Annotated in this window: 16 protein-coding genes; 12 read left to right on the top strand and 4 right to left on the bottom strand. The window is 56.5% G+C overall.

What is annotated here, in order from left to right; genetic code table 11:
* Positions 1 to 51: 51 nt before the first annotated feature.
* Both M8370_RS03995 and M8370_RS03990 read left to right on the top strand, forming a co-directional pair.
* Positions 52 to 1,647, top strand: a complete 1,596-nt coding sequence (locus M8370_RS03995; protein ID WP_250020538.1) for an ABC transporter substrate-binding protein — start codon at positions 52 to 54, stop codon at positions 1,645 to 1,647.
* A 134-nt stretch (positions 1,648 to 1,781) separates the two neighbouring features.
* The gene (locus M8370_RS03990; protein ID WP_161657181.1) at positions 1,782 to 2,456 is read left to right on the top strand and encodes a DUF3313 domain-containing protein; all 675 of its coding nucleotides are present in this window, start codon (positions 1,782 to 1,784) and stop codon (positions 2,454 to 2,456) included.
* Between the two features lie 32 nt (positions 2,457 to 2,488).
* Here M8370_RS03990 and M8370_RS03985 read toward each other — a convergent pair whose 3' ends face one another.
* Positions 2,489 to 3,385 carry a DMT family transporter gene (locus M8370_RS03985; protein ID WP_045294014.1) on the bottom strand — a complete coding sequence of 299 codons (897 nt, stop codon included), beginning with the start codon at positions 3,383 to 3,385 and terminating at the stop codon, positions 2,489 to 2,491.
* Between the two features lie 175 nt (positions 3,386 to 3,560).
* Between M8370_RS03985 and M8370_RS03980 the strand changes: the two genes are divergently transcribed.
* Entirely contained in the window at positions 3,561 to 4,433 is an 873-nt protein-coding gene (locus M8370_RS03980) for a helix-turn-helix domain-containing protein (protein ID WP_013096645.1), read from the top strand.
* Here M8370_RS03980 and M8370_RS03975 read toward each other — a convergent pair.
* Positions 4,413 to 5,672, bottom strand: coding sequence for a benzoate/H(+) symporter BenE family transporter (locus M8370_RS03975; RefSeq protein ID WP_284038855.1), 1,260 nt, complete (start codon positions 5,670 to 5,672; stop codon positions 4,413 to 4,415). The genes M8370_RS03980 and M8370_RS03975 overlap by 21 nt on opposite strands.
* Between M8370_RS03975 and M8370_RS03970 the strand changes: the two genes are divergently transcribed.
* Together M8370_RS03970 and M8370_RS03965 are read left to right on the top strand one after the other, a co-directional pair.
* Positions 5,671 to 6,198: a helix-turn-helix domain-containing protein gene (locus M8370_RS03970; protein WP_013096643.1), complete on the top strand. Its 528-nt coding sequence runs from the start codon at positions 5,671 to 5,673 to the stop codon at positions 6,196 to 6,198. The genes M8370_RS03975 and M8370_RS03970 overlap by 2 nt on opposite strands.
* An 80-nt stretch (positions 6,199 to 6,278) precedes the next feature.
* Complete coding sequence (locus tag M8370_RS03965) at positions 6,279 to 8,243, top strand: peptidase U32 family protein (protein ID WP_038419401.1); 1,965 nt, start codon at positions 6,279 to 6,281, stop codon at positions 8,241 to 8,243.
* On the opposite strand, the gene M8370_RS03960 is transcribed toward M8370_RS03965, so the two are convergent.
* Positions 8,244 to 8,474 carry a DUF2554 family protein gene (locus tag M8370_RS03960; protein WP_013096641.1) on the bottom strand — a complete coding sequence of 77 codons (231 nt, stop codon included), beginning with the start codon at positions 8,472 to 8,474 and terminating at the stop codon, positions 8,244 to 8,246.
* A gap of 250 nt (positions 8,475 to 8,724) precedes the next feature.
* Here M8370_RS03960 and M8370_RS03955 point away from each other — a divergent pair, with 250 nt between their 5' ends.
* Positions 8,725 to 9,087 carry a hypothetical protein gene (locus tag M8370_RS03955; protein WP_023619540.1) on the top strand — a complete coding sequence of 121 codons (363 nt, stop codon included), beginning with the start codon at positions 8,725 to 8,727 and terminating at the stop codon, positions 9,085 to 9,087.
* A gap of 157 nt (positions 9,088 to 9,244) precedes the next feature.
* Here M8370_RS03955 and ftrA read toward each other — a convergent pair whose 3' ends face one another.
* Positions 9,245 to 10,246: a transcriptional regulator FtrA gene (gene ftrA / locus M8370_RS03950; protein ID WP_250020537.1), complete on the bottom strand. Its 1,002-nt coding sequence runs from the start codon at positions 10,244 to 10,246 to the stop codon at positions 9,245 to 9,247.
* Between the two features lie 73 nt (positions 10,247 to 10,319).
* Here ftrA and M8370_RS03945 point away from each other — a divergent pair, with 73 nt between their 5' ends.
* The 6 genes from M8370_RS03945 (at position 10,320) to urtD (ending at position 16,934) form a co-directional block, all read left to right on the top strand.
* Entirely contained in the window at positions 10,320 to 10,733 is a 414-nt protein-coding gene (locus M8370_RS03945; protein WP_013096638.1) for a rhodanese-like domain-containing protein, read from the top strand.
* Between the two features lie 156 nt (positions 10,734 to 10,889).
* Positions 10,890 to 11,993 (top strand): cobalamin-independent methionine synthase II family protein, encoded by a 1,104-nt coding sequence (locus M8370_RS03940; protein ID WP_013096637.1) that lies wholly within the window; start codon positions 10,890 to 10,892, stop codon positions 11,991 to 11,993.
* 200 nt (positions 11,994 to 12,193) lie between these two features.
* Entirely contained in the window at positions 12,194 to 13,465 is a 1,272-nt protein-coding gene (gene urtA / locus M8370_RS03935; RefSeq protein WP_013096636.1) for an urea ABC transporter substrate-binding protein, read from the top strand.
* 24 nt (positions 13,466 to 13,489) lie between these two features.
* Positions 13,490 to 15,064 (top strand): urea ABC transporter permease subunit UrtB, encoded by a 1,575-nt coding sequence (gene urtB, locus M8370_RS03930; protein ID WP_250020520.1) that lies wholly within the window; start codon positions 13,490 to 13,492, stop codon positions 15,062 to 15,064.
* Complete coding sequence (gene urtC, locus M8370_RS03925; RefSeq protein WP_040020854.1) at positions 15,064 to 16,137, top strand: urea ABC transporter permease subunit UrtC; 1,074 nt, start codon at positions 15,064 to 15,066, stop codon at positions 16,135 to 16,137. Before urtB ends, urtC begins: the two co-directional genes overlap by 1 nt.
* On the top strand, positions 16,137 to 16,934 hold the full coding sequence (gene urtD / locus M8370_RS03920; RefSeq protein ID WP_057071879.1) for an urea ABC transporter ATP-binding protein UrtD: 798 nt from the start codon (positions 16,137 to 16,139) through the stop codon (positions 16,932 to 16,934). Before urtC ends, urtD begins: the two co-directional genes overlap by 1 nt.
* Positions 16,935 to 16,936 lie beyond the last annotated feature (2 nt).

Genomic DNA, 16,936 nt, shown 5'->3' with positions numbered 1-16,936 from the left:
GAAATGGCAAAAGAATTAATTAGCCGTCGAATTAAAAGACAGGAATAAATGATGAAAAGCAAACTCACAACGTTAACCCTGGCACTCGCCGCGCTCACGGTCAGTTCCACCGTAGCCGCGAAAACGCTGGTGTATTGCTCCGAAGGGTCTCCGGAAAATTTTAATCCTCAGTTATATACCTCGGGTACCAGCGTGGACGCCAGCGCGGTGCCGGTCTATAACCGGCTGGTCGATTTCAAACCCGGCACCACGGAGCTGGTGCCGAGCCTCGCGGAGCGCTGGGAGGTGAGCGAAGACGGCAAGGTCTATACCTTCCATCTGCGCAAAGGGGTGAAATTCCAGAGCAATAAGTCCTTTACGCCAACGCGCGACTTTAATGCCGATGATGTGATTTTCTCGTTTATGCGCCAGAAGGATGCGAATCACCCTTACCATAACGTCTCTAACGGCAGCTATTCCAACTTTGAAAGTCTGGAGTTTGGCAGTTTAATCACCGCGATTGATAAAGTGGATGAGCATACCGTGCGATTTACCCTGGCGCACCCGGAAGCGCCATTTGTCGCCGATCTGGCGTGGTATTTTGCCTCCATTCTTTCGGCGGAATATGCCGACGCGATGCTCAAGGCGGCCACGCCGGAGAAGGTGGACATGGAGCCCATCGGCACCGGCCCCTTTAAGCTGGCGCAATATCAGAAAGACTCCCGCATCCTGTTCACCGCCTTCCCGGACTACTGGCAGGGGAAATCGAAGCTGGATCGGCTGGTGTTTACCATTACGCCGGATGCGTCGGTCCGTTTTGCCAAAATCGAGAAAAACGAATGTCAGGTGATGCCGTTCCCGAACCCGGCCGATCTGCCGCGGATGAAGGCGAACAAGGATATCAATCTCATGAGCAAGGCGGGGCTGAATACCGGCTTCCTGGCGTTCAATACCCAGAAGCCTCCACTGGATGATGTGAAAGTGCGCCAGGCGCTGGCGATGGCCATCAACAAACCGGCCATTATTGACGCCGTGTTCCACGGCACTGGCACGGCGGCGAAGAACCTGCTGCCGCCGGGGGTATGGGGGGCCGACAGCGAGCTGAAGGATTACGAATACGATCCCGAAAAAGCCAAAGCGCTGTTAAAAGAGGCCGGTTTTGCCAACGGTATCAGCATCGATTTATGGGCGATGCCGGTGCAGCGCCCCTATAACCCGAATGCGAAACGCATGGCGGAGATGATTCAGGCGGACTGGGCGAAGGTGGGCGTACAGACCAAAATCGTCACCTACGAATGGGGCGAGTACCTGAAGCGGGTGAAGGGCGGCGAACATCAGGCCGCGCTGATGGGCTGGACCACGGCGACCGGCGATCCGGACAACTTCTTTGGTCCGCTCTTTACCTGCACCTCGGCGAACGGCGGTTCAAACTCGGCCAAATGGTGCTACAAGCCGTTTGATGACATCATCGCCGAGGCAAAATCGATAACCGATCATGACAAACGCGTGGCGCTGTATAAGCAGGCTCAGCAGATGATGCACGATCAGATGCCCGCGGTGATGATCGCCCACTCCACGATTTTTGAACCGGTTCGTAAGGAAGTCACGGGGTACGAAATCGACCCGTTTGGCAAACATATCTTCTGGCAAGTTGATATCAAGCCATGATTTTTCACTGCCCGTCGCATGGCGGGCAGACTTTTCGCAAATTGTGCTCCCGGCATCATTTTTTGTCACAACAAACCCGCCTGACTTTTGCTATAACTTCAAATGCATACTTGCAGATAACATGGAAAACCATCATGCGTACTCACACTTTTTTTAAAGTTGCAGTGCTTTCTGGTCTGTTGGCGCTGGCGGGGTGTTCATCCAAGGTCGCCGCGCCTGATCAATACTCCGGCTTTTTGAAAGATTACTCAGGCTTGCAGCAAACGACATCTGCAACGGGTAAACCAACCCTGCGTTGGGTTGATCCTTCTTATAACGAAGCAAATTACGACAGTATCATCTGGACGCCGATTACCTATTATCCGGCACCTAAACCGACCACCCAGATTGGTCAACGTACGCTTGATGAGCTGTTAAATTACACCAATAACAAAATGAAAACCGCGATTGGCCAACGTAAGCCAATTGTGACGACGCCGGGCAAACACAGCCTGATTTTCCGCGGGGCGATCACCGGGGTGAGCTCGCAGAAAGAAGGTCTGCAGTTCTATGAAGTAGTGCCTGTTGCGCTGGTGGTGGCAGGTACGCAGATGGCAACCGGCCATCGCACCATGGATACCCATCTCTTTTTCGAGGGTGAGTTGATTGATGCGGCGACGAACAAACCGGTAATCAAGGTAGTTCGTAAAGGTGAAGGTAAAGAGCTGAACAACGAAAATTCACCAATGACCTTCGCGACGCTGAAGCAGGTTGTTGATGACATGGCGACGGACGCCACCATGTTTGATGTGCATAAAACAGCGAAATAATCATATACGGCCTGCAAGCGCAGGCCGTTTTTTTATGCCGTACGCAGGCGTCTGAACCAGGTTTCCGGTCTGGTAAACATCACCATATTCCCGCCCAGAATCAGCAGTAACCCGATAATGCCGTTAATGTGCCAGACGTAGCCTTCATACACCGTGGAGATGGACAGCGCCACCAGCGGGAAGAGCAGCGTACTGTAGGCCGCTTTGCCCGGACCAATGCGTCCGACCAGGGTGAAGTAGGCGCCAAAGGCAATCACCGAGCCAAACAGGGCCAGATAGACCAGCGCCCCCATGTAGCTCATCGTCCATTGCGGCACGAAGCTGTCGCCTCTGAACAGCGCGATGCAACCCATCACCAGCGTGCCGTAGAGCATCGCCCACGCGTTGGTGGTCATCGTCTCTAGCCCTCTGCGCTGATGCCGCATGCTGATCATGTTGCCCAGCGAGAAGCCGTAGGTCCCGAGTGCGGAAAGGCCAATGCCCGTCAGCAGCGATACGCTCCAGCCGCTGGCCAGCAGATCGTCCCAGAAGAGGGTGATGATCCCCACCAGACCCAGGGCGGCGGCTGTCCAGAAACGCGCGGGTGGACGCTGTCCGAAGAAAATAAAACTGTTGATGGCGTTATAGAGCACCGCCATGGAAAATATCACCGACTCCAGGCCAGTGTTAATATGCGCCGCTGCCGTGTAAAAGCACCAGAAGTTGAAGCAAAACACGCAGCATCCTTGCAGTACGCAGAACAGATGATCCCGCAGCGCCAGTTTACGCAGGCGGCCAAGCGCCAGGAGCACTACCATCATCGTGGCGCTGGCCAGGGCAAAACGCCAGAAAATGGACACCGGGGCCGCCACAGGACCCTGCTGCAGGAAAATTGCAATCCAGGTGGTTCCCCAGATAACCACCACCAGTCCGTATAACAATGCGTTCATGTTGTCTCTCTTCTCAAACCACGGAAACCCACAGTATGGCGACGAGGGCGTTGACAGGCTTTCACCGTCCTGCGGCGGACTTGCAAAATCTTGCGCTTTTTTCTGTTCCGGGGTCTGGCAACGTGAAGCAACAATTCTTAGACTGACATTCTGATTCACTGACGCGCTAACGGTTATGTCACACGCTTACGATACCTTTGAAACGCTCCGCCAACAGAACGCCGTGCTGCGGGAAACCGTTGCGCTCAATTCCGGTATCCAGCTGGCGGCGTGGTACAACAAGCGCGACACGATCACCGTAAAAAGCAATCATCACACCCTGAGCCTGTACGTGGCGGACGGTTATGAGAGCTATCAAAAAACGCCGGGCGGCTGGAAAAACGGCGGCGGGCCGGATCGTTTTTGTCTGATGCCGAAAGAGAGTGAATCGACGTGGGATATTCGAGATGACCTGTCGTTTGTCCACCTCTACTGCACCGATGACCATCTGCGCGATGTGGGTGAAAAAATCTGGGACAAACGCCCGCTGTCGTTGACGCTGGATGAAAAAATCTTTGGCAGCGATGCAAAAATCACTGCGCTCTATCGTCAGTTTTTGCTCGGCTGTGACTGGCAGCAAAAAGCCAACCAGCTGACGCTCAGCACGGCCTCGACGCTGCTGCTGACCCATCTGCTGCAGAACTATTCGAATGTGCAGTGGAAGCTGCCGGTGGTCACCGGCGGGCTATCGCCGTTTGTGCTGCGCAACGTGCTGGCCTTTATCGAAGAGAACCTTGCTCAGCCGCTCACGCTGGCTGAACTGGCGGCGCAGGCCGCGCTCAGTGAGTACCATTTTGCCCGCATGTTCCGCCAGTCGACGGGGCTGGCACCGCACCAGTACGTGATGCAGCGCCGCATGGAGAAAGCCAAAACGCTGGTGCAGCATACGGCGACGCCGCTGACGGATATTGCACTCGCCTGTGGATTTAACTCCGCCAGCCACTTCAGCAACCGCTTTCGCAGCGTTATGGGGATGACGCCTTCACAGCTACGCGCGGCGAAGGCGTGATAAAACGGCGAAGCACACGCCTCCCAGCACCAGCCCCCAGAATGCAGAGCCAATCCCGAGCAGCGTCACGCCGCTGGCGGTCATCAGAAACGTGACAATAGCCGCGTCACGCTCCGTTTCGTTATGCAATGCCTGATACAAACTCCCGCTGATGGTGCCCAGCAGCGCCAGGCCTGCCAGCGTCTGGATCCAGCTCGGCGGCAGGGCCGCCATCAGCCCGGTAAGGGATCCCCCGAATACGCCCGCCAGCAGGTAAAAACCGCCTGCCGCCATCGCTGCCAGCCAGCGTTTACTGGCATCCGGATGCGCATCCGGGCTCTGGCAAATGGCTGCGGTAATGGCTGCAATGCAGATGGAGTAGACGCCGAAGGGCGAAAGCAGCAGCGCCAGCCCACCGGTTGCGATCATCAGCGGAGATACCGCCAGCGGATAACCCGACGCTTTCATCGTGGCGACACCGGGCGCATTTTGCGACGCCATGGTCACGAGGAAAAAGGGCAAGCCGATACTGACCAGGCTGGTGAGGCTAAACGCCGGTGCAATAAACTGTGGCATGACGAGGGAAAGGGTGAGTCGGTTTGTGACAACGTCACCGCCCGCCCAGGCCACCACGCTCCCTGTTATCAGAGTCGCCACAATGGCGTAGCGTGGCGCCAGCGCTTTGGCGACCAGCCATGCCGCAATCATGCTGCCGCAGAGCAGAAAATGGCCGTCGAGGTGACTGAACGTCTGCAGGCCAAAGCGCAGCAGTACGCCTGCCAGCATCGCGGCGGCAAGCGAATGGGGAATGAGCTTCATCAGGCGGGCGAAGAGTCCGGTCAGGCCGCACAGTAAGATCAGCCCATTGGCGAAAATGAAAATGCCGATGGTTTCTGCAAGCGTTATCCCGTGCAGACTGGTAGCCAGTAGCGCCGCGCCGGGGGTTGACCAGGCGGTGAGCATCGGGGCTTTATACCACCATGACAGGGCGAGCGTACTGATCCCCATGCCGAACCCCAGCGCGGTCATCCAGCCGGCGATCTGTTGTGCGCTGGCACCTGCCGCGGCAGCAGCCTGCCAGATGATGGCGGCCGAGCTGGCATAACCGACCAGAACGGCAACAAATCCGGCAAGAATGGCGGGAAAAAGAGGGGCTGACTGGCGCATAATATCTCCGTTGTGCGTTATAACGTCCGCAATAAGGTAGCACTGTGCGTTATAGCGTACAAGTGGTATGCTTACCCCCTCGGGAGGAAACATGGAAATCACACAACATCTTGCTACAACACTCAAGACGCAGCGCCAGGCGCGCGGCTGGAGCCTGTCAAAGCTGGCAGAAGAGACGGGGGTGTCAAAAGCCATGCTGGGACAGATCGAACGTAATGAATCCAGCCCAACGGTGTCGACGCTGTGGAAAATTGCCACGGGGCTAAACGTCCCGTTCTCGGCGTTTATCACGCCGGAGGCAGACCGGCAGGCGGTGTTCGACCCGCAGCAGCAGGCGATGGTGGTGAAGCCGCTGTTCCCGTGGGATGAGACGCTGAAGTTCGATCATTTCTCCATCATCCTGGCGCCCGGCGCCCTGAGTGAATCCACGCCGCACGAGGCGGGGGTGATTGAACACGTGGTGGTGATAAGCGGTGAACTGGAGATGAAAATTGACGGCGAATGGCGAACCCTTTACCCCGATCAGGGCGTGCGTTTTGCCGGGGATAAACCGCATGCCTACCGCAACAGCAGCAGCCGACCGGTGCATTTTCACTCCCTGATTCATTATCCCCGCTAAAGGCTCGCAAAACTGTTTCGCTGATGCATACTTCTGACTACAATAGCCGCCATTTTGACCATAACGGATAACGACGAAGTATGCGCCTGCAATCCCATCATCTTGAACTTTTAAGCCCGGCCCGCGATGCCGCCATCGCCCGTGAAGCGATCCTTCATGGGGCTGATGCCGTCTACATTGGCGGTCCTGGCTTCGGTGCCCGCCATAACGCCAGCAACAGCCTGAGCGATATTGCCGAGCTGGTGCCGTTCGCCCACCGTTTTGGGGCGAAAGTGTTCGTGACCCTGAACACCATTCTGCATGATGATGAACTGGAGCCTGCGCAACGTCTGATCACCGATCTTTACCAGACAGGCGTGGATGCCCTGATTGTTCAGGACATGGGCGTACTGGAGCTGGATATTCCGCCAATTGAACTGCACGCCAGTACCCAGTGCGATATTCGCACCGTCGAGAAGGCGAAGTTTCTCTCCGATGCGGGCTTTTCCCAGATCGTGCTGGCGCGCGAGCTGAACCTGAATCAAATCCGCGATATTCACCAGGCGACGGATGCCACCATTGAGTTCTTTATCCACGGTGCGCTGTGCGTGGCGTATTCCGGGCAGTGCAATATCTCCCACGCGCAGACTGGCCGCAGCGCCAACCGCGGTGACTGCTCTCAGGCCTGCCGTCTGCCGTATACCCTGAAAGACGATCAGGGCCGCGTGGTCGCCTTCGAAAAACACCTGCTGTCCATGAAGGACAACGATCAAACCGCCAACCTGGGCGCGCTGATTGATGCCGGTGTGCGTTCCTTCAAGATTGAAGGGCGCTACAAAGACATGAGCTACGTGAAGAACATTACCGCCCATTATCGTCAGATGCTGGACGCCATTATTGAAGATCGCGGTGACCTGGCGCGCGCGTCTGCCGGTCGCACCGAGCATTTCTTTATTCCGTCGACAGATAAAACCTTCCACCGCGGCAGCACGGATTACTTCGTCAATGCCCGTAAAGGCGATATTGGCGCGTTTGATTCACCGAAGTTTATCGGTTTACCGGTGGGTGAAGTGCTGAAGGTCGCCAAAGATTATCTCGACGTGTCGGTGACCGAACCGCTGGCGAACGGGGATGGTCTGAACGTGATGATCAAACGTGAAGTCGTGGGCTTCCGTGCTAATACGGTGGAAAAGACTGGTGAAAACCGCTATCGCGTCTGGCCAAACGAGATGCCTGCCGATCTCTATAAAGCACGTCCTAACGCCGCGCTGAACCGTAACCTTGACCACAACTGGCAGCAGGCGCTGCTGAAAACCTCCAGCGAGCGTCGCATTGCGGTGGATATCGAGTTAGGTGGCTGGGAAGAGCAGTTGATCCTGACCATGACCTGTGAAGACGGCATCAGCGTCACGCATACTCTCGACGGTCTGTTTGAGGTGGCGAACAATGCAGAAAAAGCCCTCAACAGCCTGAAGGATGGCGTGGCGAAGCTGGGACAGACGATTTACTATGCGCGCAACATTGCGGTAAATCTGCCGGATGCGCTGTTCGTGCCAAATAGTCTGCTGAACCAGTTCCGCCGGGAAACGGCAGAGATGCTGGATGACGCGCGACTGGCGAATTATCCCCGCGGCAGCCGTAAGGCGGAAACCGTGCCAGCGCCCGTTTACCCCGAGTCGCATTTATCGTTCCTGGCGAACGTGTATAACCATAAAGCGCGCGAGTTTTATCATCGCCACGGCGTGCAGTTAATTGATGCTGCCTATGAGGCGCACGAAGAGAAGGGTGATGTGCCGGTGATGATCACCAAACATTGTCTGCGTTTTGCCTTTAATCTTTGCCCGAAACAGGCGAAAGGCAATATTAAGAGCTGGAAAGCTACGCCAATGCAGCTGGTGAATGGCGACGAGGTGCTGACCCTCAAATTTGATTGTCGTCCGTGTGAAATGCACGTTATTGGCAAAATGAAAAACCATATTTTCAAAATGCCGCCACCGGGCAGTATTGTTGCCTCCGTGAGCCCCGACGAACTGATGAAAACCCTGCCGAAACGTAAGGGTAATTAATTAACGAAAGTGAGTACCCGGTTTGCGCGATTTTTGCCACAGGTGATGTTCGCGCAAACCCTCTGCTGATTCCTCCGCTGCGCTGCGTAATTCATCACTGTCTGCCTCGTGCCGGAGTTGATGATCAACATTCTTAACCCACAAATATTCATGGCCTTTGTGTCCCGCCATCAGCTGGCCGGAAAACAGGGCGCAGACCAGCATCATAAGCGTTAACCCCTTTTTGAACATGGACTTCCCCTTCATTAAAAATGCCACGCTAGCATGAACGTAGTTTCGTAGGGTTATTATTGGCATTTTCAAATTAGCGCAAAGAATATGTCATGTTGCGCGAACAGGATATATTTTGCGAGTAGTGAGATTTTTCCTAAAAAAGAATTATCTTTGTCATACCCTAAAATTTGGTATCAAAATATGGCAGAGGTTTAAGGATTAATCTTATATAATAAGATTTCTCTGACAAAGGAATGGATCTGATTCAATGAAAAAAGTCATGTCAATAGCGCTTCTGGTGGTTGCCGTTGGGGCTGTTGTAGGTATGAACGTTAACTGGAGTGGCGAACCGGATTATATTCAGTCAGCGGAAGCTCGGGTCGGTTCTTATTTAACCAGCGACTACGGACGCGTGGCGTGTAATAGCAAGCAAATTGATGACGAGCGTTGGGAATTAGGGTGTACCAATCCGTCGAAAAGTAAAACATTTCAGTTTGCTGTTTTCTCAGCAGATAAAGCACCGTATGGCGTCTCGCGTCCATTCTATCTGGAAGCGATTAACGATGATGCAAAACAGAGCGCGGAACAGGGCCTGATGCGCTACCTGCAAATTAATACCAAAGCGGGTTAATGGCTCTGTTTAGCTTTTGTTGAGTTCAGGCATGTTAGGTTGTTATTGATCCGCTGCCCGGCATGGAGTGTCGGGACGTAGACATGAAAATACAAATCTATCCATGCAAGCATTTACCGCCAGATTATGGCGGTTTTTTTTGCCTGCGAACCGGCCATCAGCGTGGCGGGCGGGCAAACTGTTTACGGTACTGGGCAGGGGAAAGCGCGAACTGTTGGCGGAAATGGTGACGCAGGGTCGCTGCCTGTCCAAATCCGGTTTGTTCAGCAATGCTGTCGATGCTGAGACGGCTGCTCTCCAGATAATCTTTTGCCCGCAGGAGTCGTTCATTAAGCAGCCAGCGCGCAGGCGTGGTGCCTGTGGCAGCCTGAAAGCGGCGCAGAAAGGTGCGCTGGCTCATGCCGACGCGACGCGCCAGCGAATCCACGCTGTGAGAAATGCTCAGGTGACTGTGCAGGAAGTCGAACAACTGTCCCAGACGCTGGCTCTCCCGCAGCTGTGCCACCGGGCGACTCAACTGCTGCGGCTGGGAGCCATCCCGGTGGGGAGGGATCACCAGACGGCGCGCGACGCTGTTGGCGGTTTCCATACCGTAATCCCGTCGCACCACGTGCAAACAGAGATCGATGCCTGCCGCGCTTCCTGCAGAGGTCAGAATATCGCCTTCATCCTGATACAACACATCCTCGACCACGCCGATCGCCGGATAACGGGCTTTCAGCGCCTCAATATAGCGCCAGTGGGTGGTGGCTTTACGCCCGTTCAGCAGACCCGACGCGGCCAGAACAAACACCCCGGAACAGATAGAAAGCAGCTGGCAACCGCGCGCATTGGCCCGGCGTAAGGCCTCACAGAGCGCCGCGGGAACAGGCGCATCCATCCCTCGCCAGCCCGGCACAACGATCAGGTCTGCCGATTCCAGCAGATCAAGCCCCCCGTCGGTCAGGATGCGGATCCCACCGGTTGCCCGAAGCTCACCGTCATCAATGCCCGCCACCGCAAAACGATACCATTCGTCGCCCAGCTCGGGACGTGGCAATCCGAAGATTTCCACCGCCACGCCAAATTCAAAGGTACACAAACCGTCATAGGCCAGTACCACCACCAGCGGGTGGGAAACCTGTCTTAAGTTTGTCATCTTTTTGCTGTTTTCTGGCATAAGCGGACGCATTCACGTGATCAATTTCTGGATAGAGTAGTGTTAACACAAACGCCAAAGATGAGGAAGGATCATGAGTTATGTTACTGAATTTCCGGCTGCCGAGCCGCAGGAAGCCGTTACCCATTTTCTGCGTCGCCTGAGCGTCGAAACGGACTGTGCCGATGTGCACCATGCGCTGACGAATAACGAGCAGGACTTTGTGTTGCTGCATGTTGTCGGGAAACCTGAGCAGTTTGCCCGTCGTCATGTGCCCGGCGCGATACATATGCCCTGGAGCCAGATCACCGAGGCGCGCATGGCGCAGTGGCCGGCCGATACGCTGTTCGTGGTGTACTGCGCGGGGCCGCACTGTAACGGCGCGGACAGAGCCGCGCTGAAGCTGGCGCGTCTCGGACTGCCCGTGAAAATCATGATTGGCGGCATCACTGGCTGGGAGGACGAACAGTACGCGTTTGCCAGTAGCGAAACCGCTGCCGCGTTGTGAACATGAATAAATTTCAACTGTCGTGAAATTTTCTCGTTTGCCGGGATACAGCAGGTATGTCATCTTTTTTGGACATTTAGACATCCAGAAGTCTAAAACTTCAAGAGATGAATTATCACTGCTGGCAATTATCGCCGGCAGACAGAGGAGATTTCCATGCAGCGACAGCACGCCCCATACCGCGCCGATGTAGTCGGCAGTTTTTTACGCCCGGATGCCATCAAACAGGCTCGCCAGCAGTTTGCCCGCGGTGAGATTGATGCCGGGCAACTTCGCGCGGTGGAAGATGACGCGATCCGCCAGGTGGTCGAACAGCAGTGCGCCTGCGGCCTGCACGTGGTCACCGACGGTGAGTTCCGTCGCGCCTGGTGGCACTTCGATTTCTTCGATGGTCTGCAGGGGGTTGAGCGTTACGATTCACAGCAGGGCATTCAGTTCAACGGCGTGCAGACCAAAGCGCACGGCGTGCGCGTCACCGGCAAGCTGGGCTTTGGCGATCATCCGATGCTTGAAGATTTCCGCTACCTGAAAAGCATCAGCGGCAACGCGCAGCCAAAAATGACCATTCCCAGCCCGAGCGTGCTGCACTTCCGTGGCGGTCGCAAAGACATTGATGCGACGGTCTATCCGGATCTGAATGACTATTTTGACGATCTGGCCACCACCTGGCGCGACGCCATCCGGGCATTTTATGATGCAGGCTGTCGCTATCTGCAGCTGGATGATACCGTCTGGGCCTACCTCTGTTCAGATGACCAGCGTCGTCAGATCCGCGAGCGCGGGGAAGATGCCGATGAGCTGGCGCGTACCTATGCCCGCGTGCTGAACAAGGCGCTGGAAGGAAAACCAGACGATTTGACCATCGGTCTGCATGTCTGTCGCGGTAACTTCCGCTCCACCTGGATTTCCGAAGGCGGCTATGAGCCGGTGGCCCAGGTGCTGTTCGGCACGGTGAACGTCGATGCCTTCTTCCTGGAGTACGACAATGACCGTAGCGGTGATTTCGCACCGCTGCGCTTTGTCCGCCCGGGCAAGCAGCAGGTGGTACTTGGGCTGATCACCACCAAAAATGGCGAGCTGGAAAACCCTGAAGGGGTGAAGGCGCGCCTGGAGGAGGCGGCCAGATACGTGGCAAAAGAGCAGATCTGCCTCAGCCCGCAGTGCGGTTTTGCCTCCACCGAAGAGGGCAACACCCTGAGTGAAGCCCAGCAGTGGGACAAAGTGCGTCTGGTCACACAGATCGCCAGCGAAGTCTGGTAATCCCGTCGTCACAGCGCTGCATTATAAAAGTGCAGCGCTGTACCATTCTGAGTCGTTCTCTTTACATCCCGCGTTACACATCCTGCAATAGCACGTTATTCATCCTGGCATCCTTTTTGCTCCTGTTTCGCTGAGACATTTTTCCGCGTCCATGCCGTAACGGACGTCTTCGCACAGCGTTCTTTTTCAGGAGTGAAAATATGCACCGTCGTACATTATTAAAAGCCTTCGCGTTGTCTGCGTCAGTCGTTGCTATGGGGATGAGTTTTGGCGCACAGGCGGCCGATACCATCAAAGTGGGGATTATGCATTCGCTCTCCGGCACGATGGCGATCTCAGAAACGCCGCTGAAAGATGTCGCCCTGATGACGATTGACGAGATCAACGCCAAAGGCGGGGTGCTGGGTAAAAAACTGGAGCCAGTGGTGGTTGACCCGGCCTCTAACTGGCCGCTGTTTGCCGAAAAAGCGCGTCAGCTGCTGAGCCAGGATAAAGTGGCCGTGGTGTTTGGCTGCTGGACCTCGGTGTCACGTAAATCCGTACTGCCGGTATTTGAGGAACTGAACGGTCTGCTTTTCTATCCGGTGCAATACGAAGGCGAAGAGATGTCGCCGAACGTCTTCTATACCGGTGCGGCGCCAAACCAGCAGGCCATTCCGGCGGTGGAATACCTGATGAGCGAAGACGGCGGTAGCGCTAAACGCTTCTTCCTGTTGGGCACGGATTACGTCTACCCGCGAACCACCAACAAGATCCTGCGCGCCTTCCTGCACTCCAAAGGCGTGGAAGACAAAGATATCGAAGAGGTCTACACCCCGTTCGGACACAGTGACTACCAGACCATCGTCGCCAACATCAAGAAATTCTCCGCAGGCGGTAAAACCGCGGTGGTCTCCACCATCAACGGCGATTCTAACGTCCCGTTCTACAAAGAACTGGCTAACCAGGGGCTGAAAGCAACCGATGTCCCGGTGGTGGCGTTCTCCGTTGGCGAAGAGGAGCTGCGCGGGATTGACACCAAACCGCTGGTCGGCAACCTGGCCGCGTGGAACTACTTCGAGTCCGTTGATAACCCGACCAACCAGGCCTTCGTGGCGGACTATAAAGCCTATGCCAAAGCCCATAAGCTGCCTAACGCCGATACCGTAGTCACCAACGACCCGATGGAAGCCACCTATGTTGGGATCCACATGTGGGCGCAGGCGGTAGAGAAAGCAGGCACCACCGACGTGGATAAAGTGCGCGCGGCCATGGCCGGACAGTCCTTTAAGGCACCCTCCGGCTTTACGCTCACCATGGATGCCACCAACCATCACCTGCATAAGCCGGTCATGATCGGTGAAATCGAAGGTAACGGTCAGTTTAACGTGGTCTGGCAGACGGAAGAGCCGGTACGCGCCCAGCCGTGGAGCCCGTTCATCGCCGGGAATGATAAAAAGCCCGATCAGCCGATGAAGACCGCCAGCAACTAAGCCATTACTGCAGGGAGAAAAGTCATGAACGCCATGCGCATGATGATCGCTATTGTATGGCTTACCGGACTGCTGCCAGGGATGGCGCAGGCATCGGATGCCGATCAATTTGTTGCCGCCAGCCGCAGCCAGCAGGCGGAGATGCTGACCCGCTGGGCTCTCGCGCCGGATGCCGCAAGACTGCCGTTACTGCAGGCGCTGCAAAACGAAAATCTGTTTGCCGACAGCCAGAAACATGCCTTTGCGCGACGCAATGGCGAGATGGTGGCGCTGGGAGATTCCCCTGCTGCAGAAGGGCAAACCAAAGCCGTACGCCTGACCAACCGTCTGCGGGTGCTGGCCGCCACGGCCAACGCTACGCATCAACTTATCAGTGACAACGTCACGCAGCGGCGTGCCGCCGCGCGCCAGTTACAGCGGGATGCGCAGCCGGAAATGATCGGCCTCCTGCAAACGCGGGTAAGCAGTGAAACGGACGATGTGGCGCGCCAGTGGCTGCTGCTGGCGCTGGCTAATCTCCAGCTCGCCAGCCCACAGGCTGACGTGCGTCTTCAGGCTATTGAACGACTCGGGCAATCTGACGACCCGGACGTGCCATCCCGACTCATGCCATATACCCAGACGCAAACCGAACCGGATGCCCGCGTACGTGCCGCCGCCGGGGAGAGCCTGAGCCAAATCCAGCACCGTCTGATGTGGGGCGATCTCCTCGGGCAGGCGTTTATGGGGCTGTCGCTGGGCTCGGTCCTGCTGCTGGCGGCGCTGGGACTGGCAATTACCTATGGGCTGCTGGGTGTCATCAACATGGCGCACGGCGAGATGCTGATGCTTGGGGCGTACGCCACGTGGATGGTTCAGCAGATCATGGCCAGCGTCACGCCTCAGTGGCTGGCGCTGTATCCGGTCGTCGCGCTGCCTGTCGCCTTCTGCCTGACCGCAGGCATCGGGATGATCCTTGAACGCACCGTGATCCGCCATCTCTACGGTCGTCCGCTGGAGACATTACTCGCCACCTGGGGTATCAGCCTGATGCTGATTCAGCTGGTACGCATGACGTTTGGCGCACAAAACCTGGAGGTGGCAAACCCGGCCTGGCTGTCCGGCGGGGTGCAGGTGTTTGCCAACCTGACGCTACCGTGGAACCGCATTGTGGTATTGGGCTTTGTGCTGATGGTGCTGTTCTTCACCTGGCTGGTCCTGAATAAAACCCGTCTCGGCCTGAACGTGCGTGCGGTAACGCAAAACCGCAGCATGGCGGCCTGTTGCGGGGTGCCGACCGGACGTGTCGATATGCTGGCGTTTGGTCTGGGCTCCGGCATTGCCGGTTTAGGCGGCGTGGCGCTCTCCCAGTTGGGTAACGTCGGGCCGGAACTGGGCCAGGGTTACATTATCGACTCCTTCCTGGTGGTGGTTCTTGGCGGCGTCGGACAGCTGGCGGGGAGCGTGGCGGCAGCGTTTGGCCTTGGGATCTTCAACAAAATTCTTGAGCCGCAGATGGGGGCCGTGCTGGGCAAAATCGTCATTCTGGTGGCCATCATTCTGTTTATTCAGAAGCGTCCGCAGGGATTGTTTGCGCTGAAAGGGAGGGTCACTGACTGATGAGCCAGCCACTTACCTTAAAACTGGCGCGAAAAGCGCCACGCACAACGCAGATTGCAGGCAGCCTGCTGGTGGCGTGTTTGCTGATATTGCCGTTCTTTGCGATGTTGCCCGCCACCCATCCGCTGGCGCTGTCGACCTGGATGCTGACGCTGCTCGGCAAAATCCTGTGCTACGCCATCGTTGCGGTGGCGCTCGATCTGGTATGGGGATATGCCGGTATGCTCTCGCTGGGCCACGGGATCTTCTTCGCCTTGGGCGGATACGCCATGGGGATGTACCTGATGCGCGAGGCCGCGGGCGATGGGCTGCCCGCATTTATGTCGTTTCTCTCCTGGAGTGAACTGCCGTGGTTCTGGTGGGGAACCCAGCACTTTGCCTGGACGCTGGTACTGATTGTGATGGTGCCGGGGCTGCTGGCGCTGGTGTTTGGCTGGTTTGCCTTTCGCTCAAAAATCAAAGGGGTTTATTTCTCGATCATGACGCAGGCCCTGACGTACGCGGGAATGTTGCTGTTCTTTCGCAACGAAACCGGGTTTGGTGGCAATAACGGTTTTACCGGTTTTACCACGTTGCTGGGGTTCTCCATCACCGCGACCACGACACGTATCGCGCTGTTTCTGGCGACCGTCATGTTGCTGCTCCTCACGCTTGGCATCGGCATTGCCCTCGCCAGAAGCAAGTTTGGCCGTATTCTCACCGCCGTGCGCGACGCTGAAAACCGCCTGACGTTTTGCGGCTACGATCCGAAGGGATTTAAGCTGCTGGTATGGACGCTTTCCGCCATGCTGTGTGGCCTGGCGGGAGCGCTCTATGTGCCGCAGGTCGGGATTATTAACCCCGGTGAAATGTCGCCGACCAACTCCATTGAGGCCGCCATCTGGGTGGCGCTGGGCGGCCGCGGCACGCTGGTTGGCCCGGTCATTGGCGCGGCGCTGGTGAACGGCGCGAAGAGTTTCTTCACCGTCGCAATGCCGGAATACTGGCAGCTGTTTCTCGGGCTGATTTTTATCGCGGTAACGCTGTTTTTACCGCGTGGCGTCTACGGCTTGTTTCGTAAGGGAGAGAAATAATGCAGCCAGCAGAAGGATTATTCACTCGCCAACTGCCCGGGGATCGCTATCGCGAGCAGACGGACCCGGTGCTGCAGCTGGAGAAGATCAACGTTAACTTCGATGGGTTTCAGGCGCTGACGGATCTCACGCTGAATATCGGCGTGGGGGAGTTGCGCTGCGTGATTGGCCCAAACGGCGCGGGAAAAACCACGCTGATGGACGTGATCACCGGCAAAACGCGGCCGAAAAGCGGTAAAGCCGTTTATGACCAGTCGGTAGATCTGACCCAGCTTGAGCCAGCTGCCATTGCGCGCCAGGGGATTGGCCGCAAGTTTCAGAAACCGACGGTATTTGAGGCGCTGACGGTATGGGAAAACCTTGAGATCGCCATGAAAACCGACAAGTCCGTCTGGGCAAGCCTGCGGGCCAAACTCAACGGCGAACAGCGCGATCGCATTGATGAGATGCTGGTCCTGCTGCGGCTCGCCGGTGAACGCGACCGCCGCGCCGGACTGCTTTCGCACGGACAAAAACAGTTCCTCGAGATCGGAATGCTGCTGGTCCAGGATCCGCATCTGCTGTTGCTGGACGAACCCGCCGCCGGGATGACGGACGCGGAGACCGAGTACACCGCCGAGCTTTTCCGGACCCTGGCAGGCAAGCACTCGTTGATGGTGGTTGAACATGACATGGGGTTTGTTGAAACCATTGCCGATCGCGTGACCGTACTGCATCAGGGACAGGTGCTGGCAGAAGGCTCGCTGCGCGAGGTACAGGCCAACGAGCAGGTAATTGAAGTCTATCTGGGACGCTAAGG

This window comes from Enterobacter cloacae complex sp. OE43NF (assembly GCF_023544405.1).
GTDB classification, from domain to species: Bacteria; Pseudomonadota; Gammaproteobacteria; order Enterobacterales; family Enterobacteriaceae; genus Enterobacter; species Enterobacter cloacae.
This window is presented reverse-complemented; position numbering and strand designations above follow the sequence as displayed.

Coding starts and splice junctions, on each gene's coding strand:
- M8370_RS03945 (WP_013096638.1), top strand. CDS start 10,320: ATGAGTTATGTTACTGAATTTCCGGCTGCCGAGCCGCAGGAAGCCGTT.
- M8370_RS03990 (WP_161657181.1), top strand. CDS start 1,782: ATGCGTACTCACACTTTTTTTAAAGTTGCAGTGCTTTCTGGTCTGTTG.
- urtD (WP_057071879.1), top strand. CDS start 16,137: ATGCAGCCAGCAGAAGGATTATTCACTCGCCAACTGCCCGGGGATCGC.
- M8370_RS03980 (WP_013096645.1), top strand. CDS start 3,561: ATGTCACACGCTTACGATACCTTTGAAACGCTCCGCCAACAGAACGCC.
- M8370_RS03975 (WP_284038855.1), bottom strand. CDS start 5,672: ATGTTTCCTCCCGAGGGGGTAAGCATACCACTTGTACGCTATAACGCA.
- M8370_RS03965 (WP_038419401.1), top strand. CDS start 6,279: ATGCGCCTGCAATCCCATCATCTTGAACTTTTAAGCCCGGCCCGCGAT.
- urtB (WP_250020520.1), top strand. CDS start 13,490: ATGAACGCCATGCGCATGATGATCGCTATTGTATGGCTTACCGGACTG.
- M8370_RS03995 (WP_250020538.1), top strand. CDS start 52: ATGAAAAGCAAACTCACAACGTTAACCCTGGCACTCGCCGCGCTCACG.
- M8370_RS03985 (WP_045294014.1), bottom strand. CDS start 3,385: ATGAACGCATTGTTATACGGACTGGTGGTGGTTATCTGGGGAACCACC.
- M8370_RS03940 (WP_013096637.1), top strand. CDS start 10,890: ATGCAGCGACAGCACGCCCCATACCGCGCCGATGTAGTCGGCAGTTTT.
- M8370_RS03970 (WP_013096643.1), top strand. CDS start 5,671: ATGGAAATCACACAACATCTTGCTACAACACTCAAGACGCAGCGCCAG.
- urtC (WP_040020854.1), top strand. CDS start 15,064: ATGAGCCAGCCACTTACCTTAAAACTGGCGCGAAAAGCGCCACGCACA.
- ftrA (WP_250020537.1), bottom strand. CDS start 10,246: ATGCCAGAAAACAGCAAAAAGATGACAAACTTAAGACAGGTTTCCCAC.
- M8370_RS03955 (WP_023619540.1), top strand. CDS start 8,725: ATGAAAAAAGTCATGTCAATAGCGCTTCTGGTGGTTGCCGTTGGGGCT.
- urtA (WP_013096636.1), top strand. CDS start 12,194: ATGCACCGTCGTACATTATTAAAAGCCTTCGCGTTGTCTGCGTCAGTC.
- M8370_RS03960 (WP_013096641.1), bottom strand. CDS start 8,474: ATGTTCAAAAAGGGGTTAACGCTTATGATGCTGGTCTGCGCCCTGTTT.